Consider the following 8,592-nt stretch of genomic DNA (forward strand, 5'->3'; position numbering starts at 1 on the left):
TCAGGACCAGCCGGACCCGGGTACGTGGACCGAGGTGGTGAGGTCGATCGCCTCGATGTCCGAAGACCTCAATTCCTCACCGCACACACTGCACCCGAGCCTTGCTTCGAATCGCTTACTGCAAGCTTTGTGATGGAGAACGATGTCCGGGCCGTCCGCGGATCTGAACCAACGCTGACCCCAGGAGATCATGCACATCACGACAGGGAAGTAGGCCGTCCCCTTGGCGGTGAGTCGATACTCCGACCACTGGGGACGATCCGGAAGCGGCCGCGTTTCCATCACACCGATCTCGGTGAGGTGCTTCAAACGATCCGCGACTATCGCCGGTGGCGCGCCGGTGATCTCGGCGAACTCTCCGTACCGGCGCGCGCCTCGGAATGCCGCACCGATGATCGCCGCTGACCAGCGATTGCCGACGAGTTCCATCGTGTGAGCCAGAATCTCCGGTCGGCGTTCGGACTTGGTGGAGCGTCGCCGCGATGTTGCTTCGGGGACACTGCGTGAGAAGTCGCCACTCGGGCCCATTTCGGAGTCCAGAGACCGCACGTCCACGTCCTCGCCGCACTCCTTGCAACGCAGGATCGGGGTGAAGTCGTTTCCGCATGTGCTGTGTCGCAGTGGTGGTAGCGGCGCGGTTTCATTGGGCGCCCACTGCTTCTCCCACGACCACATGGTGATGAGGACGGGCCAGATCGACTGCCCTTTGCGAGTGACCGAGTACTCGTGCCGTGGCGGGTTCTGCTGATACTCACGACGCTCGAGCATTCCGCCTGCCGTCAGGATTGCCAACCGTGCTGACAACACGGAGTTGGAGATTCCCCCCAGTGCCAGCCAGTCGTTGTAGCGCCGCGACCCCAACAGGGCGAACCGCAGAATCCAGAGGTTCCACTCGTCCCCCAACAACCCGAGCGTGACGGCCAGTGCGTTGGGTCCGCCTGCGGGCAACTCGGTGACGCCCGCCGACGCGGTGGGTGTCGAAGAGTCGGTTGCATTCACTCGTACCACCCCGAAATCATAGGCCGTGAACCCAGCCGCACCGCGAGAGCGTACCTAGTGGTCTGCAGAAAGAGTCGGGAATCACTCGGTACGGGCAATGAGTAACGCTTCCTGAGTGATCTGGCAGATCTGGAGTCCGGATGGATCGAAGACCGCGGCATTCACGACCGCTCTGCCGGCATGAGCTGTGGGGGTCGAATGCTCGAAGAGCAGCCACTCGTCCGCTCGCACGGGGCGCTGAAACCACATCGTGTGATCGAGGGACACTCCCGTCCAATCGGTGTCGAGCGAGTGCTCCTGCCCGATGTCGTATCCATGCGGAGTCAAAGCGGTGGCCATCAGCATCAAATCACTGGCATAAGCAAGAGCAGCGACGTGAATCAGTGGATCTTCGCTCAGTCGCTGCGCCGAACGCATCCAGATGTTGCGCGGAGGCGCCGCCGAATGTGTCGTGGGGGACTGCGAATCGAGTGGGGACACACGAATCTCGATGGCGGAGAACTCCTCCCATACTTCTCCCAACCCGCCGTCCGCCTCGGCCAACTCTTGCAACGTCACGCACTCTTCGGGTGGGAGTGCTGCGGGGACGGCTCGACTGTGAGTGATGCCCTCGTCGATCGAGGAGGCCGAGACCGTCGAACGGCAGACCAGTCGTCCGCCCTGGTGGACGTCGACGCCTCTGGTGGACAAGCGCTTTCCGTCGCGAAGACGATCCACCGAGAACTCGGTCGCGCACTTCGTCGACCCGGGGCGCAGGAAGTGCGTGTGGACGGAACTGATCGCTTTGCCGTCGGTGACCGTGTGTCCGGCCGCGAGAATCGACTGCGCGACCAGTTGGCCGCCGAACAACTGAGGAAGCCGAACACCGTCGTTCGACCCTTGCCACCGGTCCGGGCCGGTCGATTCCAGGTCGAAGACGTCGGCGAGGCCACTCGTGGGGGCGGTCATGACGCGTGGTTTCGTGCCGGGCGGGGCGGACGGGGAAAGAATCCGCTGGTCCGGGCGACGTAATCGTCGTAAGCCTGTCCCTTGCTCTTGCGCATGCCACGTTCGAGCAACGCCTTACCGCTGTAGCTCACCAGCAGTTTGATCATCACGATCGGCGAGATGATCGTGATCAGCGCCAGTGGATCACCGAGTGCGAGGAGGAACAATCCGACCCAGACGCACGCATCGCCGAAGTAGTTGGGGTGCCGAGTCCAGGCCCACAATCCACGATCCATCACCTTTCCGGTATTGGCAGGATCAGCCTTGAAGTGGGAAAGTTGGTAGTCGCCAACCGATTCGAAGGCGAAGCCGATGGCCCAGACGGCGATACCGATCGCGCCGACGACGCCGAGGGCACGAAACTCGTACATCGCGAACTGGACGGGCAGCGACACCACGAGAATGAGGACGCCTTGGAGTCCGTAGATCTTCCGAATCAGGAACGGAACCAACGGTCCCTGTTGATGTTTGAGCAGGGCAGTGTAGCGCTTGTCCTGCCCGTGCCCCCGGTTTCGGAAGCCGATGTACAACCCCAGTCGCATCCCCCACACCACGGTCAGTGCAAGGACAACGAGGCGACGCGGATCGTTTCCTTCCGATCCGATGGACGTCAGGTACGAGACGACGGCGACGACGGCGAAGCCTGGCCCCCAACAGATATCGATGATCGAGTGATTGTTCATTCGGATGGCGACGGCCATCACTGCGGCGATGAAGAGGAGTACGGCGAGTGCACTCACTCCGAAGTTCAGCGCTAGATCGCCCAGTGGGATGTCGGTCATGCGTGCGCCTTCCGATTGTGGTGGTCGAGCAGTTCGGAAGCGAAGTCCGCGAAGGCTTCCTGTGCGCTCGGATAGGTGTGAGGTGTGCCGAGTCGACTGGCTACGAGCAGTGCATCGAGCGCCGTGGCATCGAGTTCGGTGGTGGTAGGCAAGAATTCGGTCGAGCCCTCGACGGCGTCGGCCGAACGCACGCCGTTGCCTGCCGTGACGATCACCTGACCGTTGGTAGTGGACTCGGGATCGACAAGGGCGGTGATAACCGGTGCGACCAAGTCGGCTCCCATGATGTCGATGAATTCGGGGTTCATTCCGGATTCGGTCATCTGCGTAGTGGCGTAGGGAAGAAGGACATTGGTGAAGACGTTGCGGTTCGCACCTTCTGCCGCTGCGGTGCGGCCCAGGGCGATCACGGCTCCCTTGCTTGCGGCGTAAGCAGATACGGTGGGCTCACCGTGCAGTCCGGCGGTCGAGGCAATCATCACGATGCGTCCGAACCCGGCTTCGCGCATCACGCGGGAGGCTTCGGCTGCAACCAGTGCGGTCCCGACGACGTTTGTCGTGATGACGGTACTGAGGTTCTCGGCAGTGGTGCGGTGGAGCATCTGCGGACCGCTGACCGCGGCGCTGGTGATGCAGAAATCGAGTCGTCCGAACCGAGTGAGAGCGTCGTCCACCAACTTTCGGCCGACGTCGGGGTCGGTGACGTCGTCGTGGTTGGCGACGGCCTGTCCACCAGATTCGAGGATTTCGTCGACAACCTGATCTGCGGGGCCTCGGCCGCTCGAATCGAGTGTGCGATTTCGATTGTTGACGATCACCGTGACGCCTCGGCTTGCCAGATGCAGCGCGACGGCACGGCCGAGGCCCTTGCCACCTCCGGTGACGACGGCAACGCGACCGGAGAGTGCACTGGCGGTCATGAGGCGATCCGTTCGACGAGCACGGCAACTCCGACGCCTGCGGCGCCACTGACCGCGGCCACGCCGTATCGCCCGTCGCTTCGAACCAGTTCGTCGACGCACGCGCCCACGAGAATTGCTCCGGTAGCGCCGAAGGCATGGCCCATCGCCATCGTTCCGCCGTTGGGGTTCATCCGGTCCGGCCCGGCGTCGAGATCGCGACGGAACCGCAGGCAGAGCGCGGAGAAGGCTTCCGCGAACTCGAACACGTCGATGTCCTGCGGACGCAGTCCGGCTCGCGCGATGACGGCCTCCACGGCGCTCTGACCTGCCGTGAGCATGAGAACCGGATTCACCGATGTCGACGCGGACCCGATGATCCGTGCGCGAGGTGTCAAACCGGCTCGGGCAGCGGCTTTCTCGGACCCGAGGAGCAGGAGTGCCGCTCCGTCGGCCATGGCGGGAGAGGATCCGACGGTGTGCAGGTGTTCGATCTTTCCGACCTCTGGGTACGCGGCGAGCGCGAGAGCGTCCTGACCTCCGGCGCCGAGTCCTTCGAATGCGGCCGGAAGTGCGGCGAGTCCCTCTGCGCTCGTGTCTGCCCTGACCAGTTCGTCGTGCGCGATTCCCGCCTCACCGTTTCTTCCGGGAACAGGTACAACCGACCGCTCGAACGCCCCGTTGCGCCACGCTTCGGCAGCCTTGTGCTGGGTTTCGACGCCGTAGGCATCCAACTCGTCGCGGGAGTATCCCTCGATCGTGGCATTCAAGTCGGCGGCAACACCCATATGGATGGAGCCGATCTGCGCGATAGTCGCCGGGTCGGTCCACAGCGGTCCGCGATCACTGAACATCGGGGTGCGGGAGACGCTTTCGACACCGCCAGCCACGACGAGGGAAACATCGTCGCTACGGATGCGGGCTGCGCTCTGGCCGACTGCGTCGACTCCGGATGCGCAGAATCGGTTGAGAGTCGCTCCAGGAACGGAGTCGCCCCAACCTGCCAGCAGTGCGGCAGTTCTCGCGATGTTCGCGCCCTGCTCGTCCACCTGTGATGCGCAACCGAGAACTACGTCGTCGATCTGTTCTGCGGCGAGGTTTGTTCGACCCTGCAGAGCCTTGGCCAGGTGGACCACAAGATCCACGGGGCTGTGTTCGTGGAGGGCGCCTCGCGCCGATGCTCGACCGCGCGGCGTGCGCACATAGTCGAGGACAAAAGCATCAGTCATTTTCAACCCTTCAATTAGTAGAGTTACTCTGCTAGTTGTAGTACGGTTGCGATGAAATTACAACCGCCGATACACGGGTATCTCGGTGACGTCACCGAGGCCGGATCGGCAAGGGGAGAGGTCATGACTGTTTCGAACATTTGGATTCTCGGCGGGTACCAATCCGACTTCGCACGAAACTTCACCCGTGAAGAACTCGATTTCGCGAACCTTGCCGAAGAGGTGGTGAACCACACGCTGGCCGCGGCGAAGGTTCCTGCCACCGACATCGAGGTGATTCACGTCGGTAATGCCTTCGGCCAGTTGTTTGCCGGCCAAGGTCAGCTGGGTGCGATGCCCGCCACCGTCCATCCGGAACTCTGGGGTGTGCCCTCGTCCAGACACGAGGCGGCATGCGCATCGGGCAGTATCGCGGTCCTCGCCGCAATGGCAGACCTGCGTGCCGGCAATTACGACGCCGCTCTAGTGATGGGTATCGAGCTGGAGAAGACAGTTCCGGGTGACGACGCAGCGGGTCACCTTGGTGCCGCAGCCTGGGTAGGACATGAAGGTCGGGAAGCAAAATTCATGTGGCCGTACATGTTCGATCGTGTGTCGAAGGAGTACGGGCGCCGTTACGGGATCGACGAATCTCACCTTCGCGCGATCTCGCAGATCAACTTCTCGAACGCGAAGAACAACCCCAACGCACAGACACGCGGTTGGTCGGTGCCCGATCTGCTCGGAAATGCGGGTGGTGACGACACCACCAATCCTGTTGTGGAAGGTGGTGTTCGACGATTCGATTGCAGTCAGGTGACCGACGGTGGTGCCGGGGTGGTGCTGGTGACGGACAAGTACCTTCGTGAGCACCCTGGTGCCGCGGCGACCCCTCTGGCTCAGATCGCGGGCTGGGGCCACCGCACCGTCGGTTTAGGCCTCGAACAGAAACTGGCGCGTGACGCGGAGAATCCCTACGTGATGCCACACGTTCGGGATGCGGTGATGGACGCCTTCTCCCGGGCCGGAGTCGATCTGACCGGGATAGACGGGATCGAAACACATGATTGTTTCACCGCGAGTGAGTATCTCGCGATCGACCACATCGGTCTGACGGCGCCTGGTGAGTCCTGGAAAGCCATCGAGAGTGGAGACATCGCCATGGGCGGCAAGCTGCCGATCAACCCGAGCGGTGGTCTGATCGGCGGCGGTCATCCGGTGGGTGCCAGCGGTGTCCGCATGCTTCTCGATGCGGCCCATCAGGTGACGGGAACGGCCGGCGGCTTCCAAGTCGAGGGCGCACACCGGTTTGCGACGCTCAACTTCGGCGGAAGTACGGCCACCACCGTCAGTTTTGTCGTCGACGCCGTTTCCTGAATTGCAGCCAAGCCTTTCCCCATCAGTCGAAAAGAGAAATCCATGGACGTCGAAATCGTAGGCAAGTTGTTGTCCACCCTTCCCGCCGATGACGATCACCCGTATCGCACCGGTCCGTGGCAACCGCAGACCACCGAGTTCAAAGCGGACAACCTCGAAGTTGTGTTCGGAGAGGTTCCGAAAGACCTCGACGGTGTCTACCTGCGAAATACCGAGAATCCGCTTCATCCCTCGATGAAGGCATATCACCCCTTCGACGGCGACGGCATGATTCACATCGTGGGCTTCCGCGACGGAGAGTCGTTCTACCGCAACCGATTCGTGCGTACGGACGGCTTGGCGGCCGAGCAGGATGCCGGCGCTGCGTTGTGGGCAGGGCTCGCCGAGTCTCCCAAACTCAGTCGCCCCGAGGGAGGCAAAGGTGCACGCACCCGGATGAAGGACGCGTCCAGCACCGACGTCGTAGTTCACCGGGGAACCGCTCTCACCAGCTTCTACCAGTGTGGGGATCTGTACCGCCTCGATCCGATGTCGGCGGAGACACTCGGAAAGGAAAGCTGGAACGGCAAGTTCCCCTTCGAATGGGGTGTGTCCGCGCACCCGAAGGTGGACGACAAAACCGGAGAAATGCTGTTCTTCAACTACAGCAAGGAAGTGCCGTACATGCATTACGGCGTCGTGGACTCGGCCAACGAGTTGGTCCACTACGTCGATGTCCCACTTCCAGGTCCGCGCTTGCCGCACGACATGGCCTTCACGGAGAACTACGCGATCCTCAACGATTGCCCCCTGTTCTGGGATCCGGTTCTGCTCGAGAAGGGCGCGCACGTCGCGAATTTCCATCCCGAAATCCCGCTGCGTCTCGGAGTCATCCCACGCCGCGGAAACACCGCTGACATCAAGTGGTTCGAGGCCGATCCGACCTACGTCCTGCACTTCGTGAACGCCTACGAAGAGGGTGACGAAATAGTTCTCGACGGTTTCTACCAAGGTGATCCGGAGCCGTCGGACAACGGCATGGGCAATCAATGGGAACGCGCCTTCCGCTTCCTCGCTCTCGATCGCATGCAGACCCGGCTGCACCGCTGGCGATTGAATCTGGTCACCGGAGCTACGCGTGAAGAGCAGCTCAGTGACTCGATCACCGAATTCGGCATGATGAACGGGAATTTCGCGGGCGAGAAATACCGGTACGCATACGCAGCTTCGGGTAAGCCGTCGTGGTTCCTTTTCGACGGATTGGTCAAACACGACCTGCTGACGGGCAACGAGGAACGTTTCTCCTTCGGTGACGGTGTGTACGGCAGCGAGACTTCGATGGCGCCGCGCGTGGGTGGTACCGCTGAAGACGACGGCTATCTCATCACGTTGACCACTGACATGAACGAGGATGCGTCCTACTGCCTGATCTTCGACGCCGCCCGCGTCGGAGACGGTCCTCTGTGCAAACTTCGCCTTCCCGAGAGGATTTCGAGTGGTACGCACTCGACGTGGGCTCCGGGGGCCGAGCTCCGACGCTGGCAGAGTGCCGACACCGCAGCCGAAGCGGTCGGATTCTGACGGCCACGCCCGACTCGGGCTCCTGGGAGATCTTGCGGCAGGTGGTGATCGGCGCACGAGACCTGGAGAAGACCGGTCGGCAACTACGTGAAGCGCTGAATCTCGCTGCCGGATTCGCGGATCCGCTGCTCGAAGACATCGGTTTGGCCGACGAGACCCTGGCCGTCGGGCCGCAAGCCTTTCTGGAGATCGTCGCACCGCTCGACGAGACTGTCTCGCTGGCGAGATGGATCCGAAAGGGCGGAGGGGAGGGCGGTTATGCACTCTCGATCCAGGTATCGAACATCGAGCCCTATCTGGAACGTGCAGTTGCGGCCGATGTTCGGACAGTGGCCGATCTCGAGGCCTACGGTCACCGGATCGTCCAGCTCCATCCCGGTGATCTCGGACTGCTCGTAGAACTCGACGAGATTCCCGACGCCGACGAGTGGTTCTGGGATGAGACGGAGAAGGAGGTTTCGGTCGATCCATGGGTCGACGACATCCTCGGCGTCGACGTGTCCTCTCCCGATCCGGCCAAGACGGCGGCACTGTGGGCCGAGGTGTTCGGAAAGAAACCGGTTTCGAGGCAAACACTCTCGATCACGCTGGGATCGCGCGTCGTGTCGTTCGTTCCGGGGGAGCGGTCGATGCTCAGTGCAATCGATCTGGCGGCGTCGAGCGGCGCGTCTGCCGTCGAGCCCGGTCTGAGTCTCGGCGGCGTCGAGTTCCGGATTCACCCACGCTGAGCTTGCCCTATATCGAACGACAGAAATCGGGGCCGATCGCTCGAAGCGATCG

Annotated in this window: 8 protein-coding genes; 3 read left to right on the forward strand and 5 right to left on the reverse strand. The window is 62.2% G+C overall.

Annotation, left to right across the window (positions count from 1 at the left end; genetic code table 11):
- The 5 genes from ACWF6P_RS17485 to ACWF6P_RS17505 all read right to left on the reverse strand — a co-directional run bounded on the left by ACWF6P_RS17485 (window position 1) and on the right by ACWF6P_RS17505 (window position 4,896).
- Window positions 1-999, reverse strand: a complete 999-nt coding sequence (locus ACWF6P_RS17485; protein WP_452621821.1) for a winged helix-turn-helix transcriptional regulator — start codon at window positions 997-999, stop codon at window positions 1-3.
- 81 nt (window positions 1,000-1,080) lie between these two features.
- A complete protein-coding gene (locus ACWF6P_RS17490; RefSeq protein ID WP_378648488.1) occupies window positions 1,081-1,947 on the reverse strand; it encodes an acyl-CoA thioesterase in 867 nt (288 codons plus the stop codon).
- On the reverse strand, window positions 1,944-2,768 hold the full coding sequence (locus ACWF6P_RS17495; RefSeq protein WP_452621822.1) for a DUF1295 domain-containing protein: 825 nt from the start codon (window positions 2,766-2,768) through the stop codon (window positions 1,944-1,946). The genes ACWF6P_RS17490 and ACWF6P_RS17495 overlap by 4 nt, the downstream gene beginning before the upstream one ends.
- Window positions 2,765-3,688 (reverse strand): SDR family NAD(P)-dependent oxidoreductase, encoded by a 924-nt coding sequence (locus ACWF6P_RS17500; protein ID WP_452621823.1) that lies wholly within the window; start codon window positions 3,686-3,688, stop codon window positions 2,765-2,767. Before ACWF6P_RS17500 ends, ACWF6P_RS17495 begins: the two co-directional genes overlap by 4 nt.
- The gene (locus ACWF6P_RS17505) at window positions 3,685-4,896 is read right to left on the reverse strand and encodes an acetyl-CoA C-acyltransferase (RefSeq protein WP_452621824.1); all 1,212 of its coding nucleotides are present in this window, start codon (window positions 4,894-4,896) and stop codon (window positions 3,685-3,687) included. The genes ACWF6P_RS17500 and ACWF6P_RS17505 overlap by 4 nt, the downstream gene beginning before the upstream one ends.
- A 123-nt stretch (window positions 4,897-5,019) precedes the next feature.
- Here ACWF6P_RS17505 and ACWF6P_RS17510 point away from each other — a divergent pair, with 123 nt between their 5' ends.
- From ACWF6P_RS17510 to ACWF6P_RS17520, 3 genes are read left to right on the forward strand one after another with little or no spacing between them, the layout of a single operon-like run.
- A complete protein-coding gene (locus ACWF6P_RS17510; RefSeq protein WP_378648496.1) occupies window positions 5,020-6,252 on the forward strand; it encodes an acetyl-CoA acetyltransferase in 1,233 nt (410 codons plus the stop codon).
- A gap of 42 nt (window positions 6,253-6,294) precedes the next feature.
- Window positions 6,295-7,812: a carotenoid oxygenase family protein gene (locus ACWF6P_RS17515; protein ID WP_452621825.1), complete on the forward strand. Its 1,518-nt coding sequence runs from the start codon at window positions 6,295-6,297 to the stop codon at window positions 7,810-7,812.
- A 44-nt stretch (window positions 7,813-7,856) separates the two neighbouring features.
- Window positions 7,857-8,540 (forward strand): hypothetical protein, encoded by a 684-nt coding sequence (locus tag ACWF6P_RS17520; protein WP_452621826.1) that lies wholly within the window; start codon window positions 7,857-7,859, stop codon window positions 8,538-8,540.
- Window positions 8,541-8,592: the final 52 nt, after the last annotated feature.

The organism is Rhodococcus sp. NPDC055024, from assembly GCF_053608585.1.

Bases quoted from the DNA above. Each gene is read 5' to 3' on its own strand.
- ACWF6P_RS17490 (WP_378648488.1), bottom strand. From the start codon at position 1,947: ATGACCGCCCCCACGAGTGGCCTCGCCGACGTCTTCGACCTGGAATCG.
- ACWF6P_RS17510 (WP_378648496.1), top strand. From the start codon at position 5,020: ATGACTGTTTCGAACATTTGGATTCTCGGCGGGTACCAATCCGACTTC.
- ACWF6P_RS17500 (WP_452621823.1), bottom strand. From the start codon at position 3,688: ATGACCGCCAGTGCACTCTCCGGTCGCGTTGCCGTCGTCACCGGAGGT.
- ACWF6P_RS17505 (WP_452621824.1), bottom strand. From the start codon at position 4,896: ATGACTGATGCTTTTGTCCTCGACTATGTGCGCACGCCGCGCGGTCGA.
- ACWF6P_RS17495 (WP_452621822.1), bottom strand. From the start codon at position 2,768: ATGACCGACATCCCACTGGGCGATCTAGCGCTGAACTTCGGAGTGAGT.
- ACWF6P_RS17515 (WP_452621825.1), top strand. From the start codon at position 6,295: ATGGACGTCGAAATCGTAGGCAAGTTGTTGTCCACCCTTCCCGCCGAT.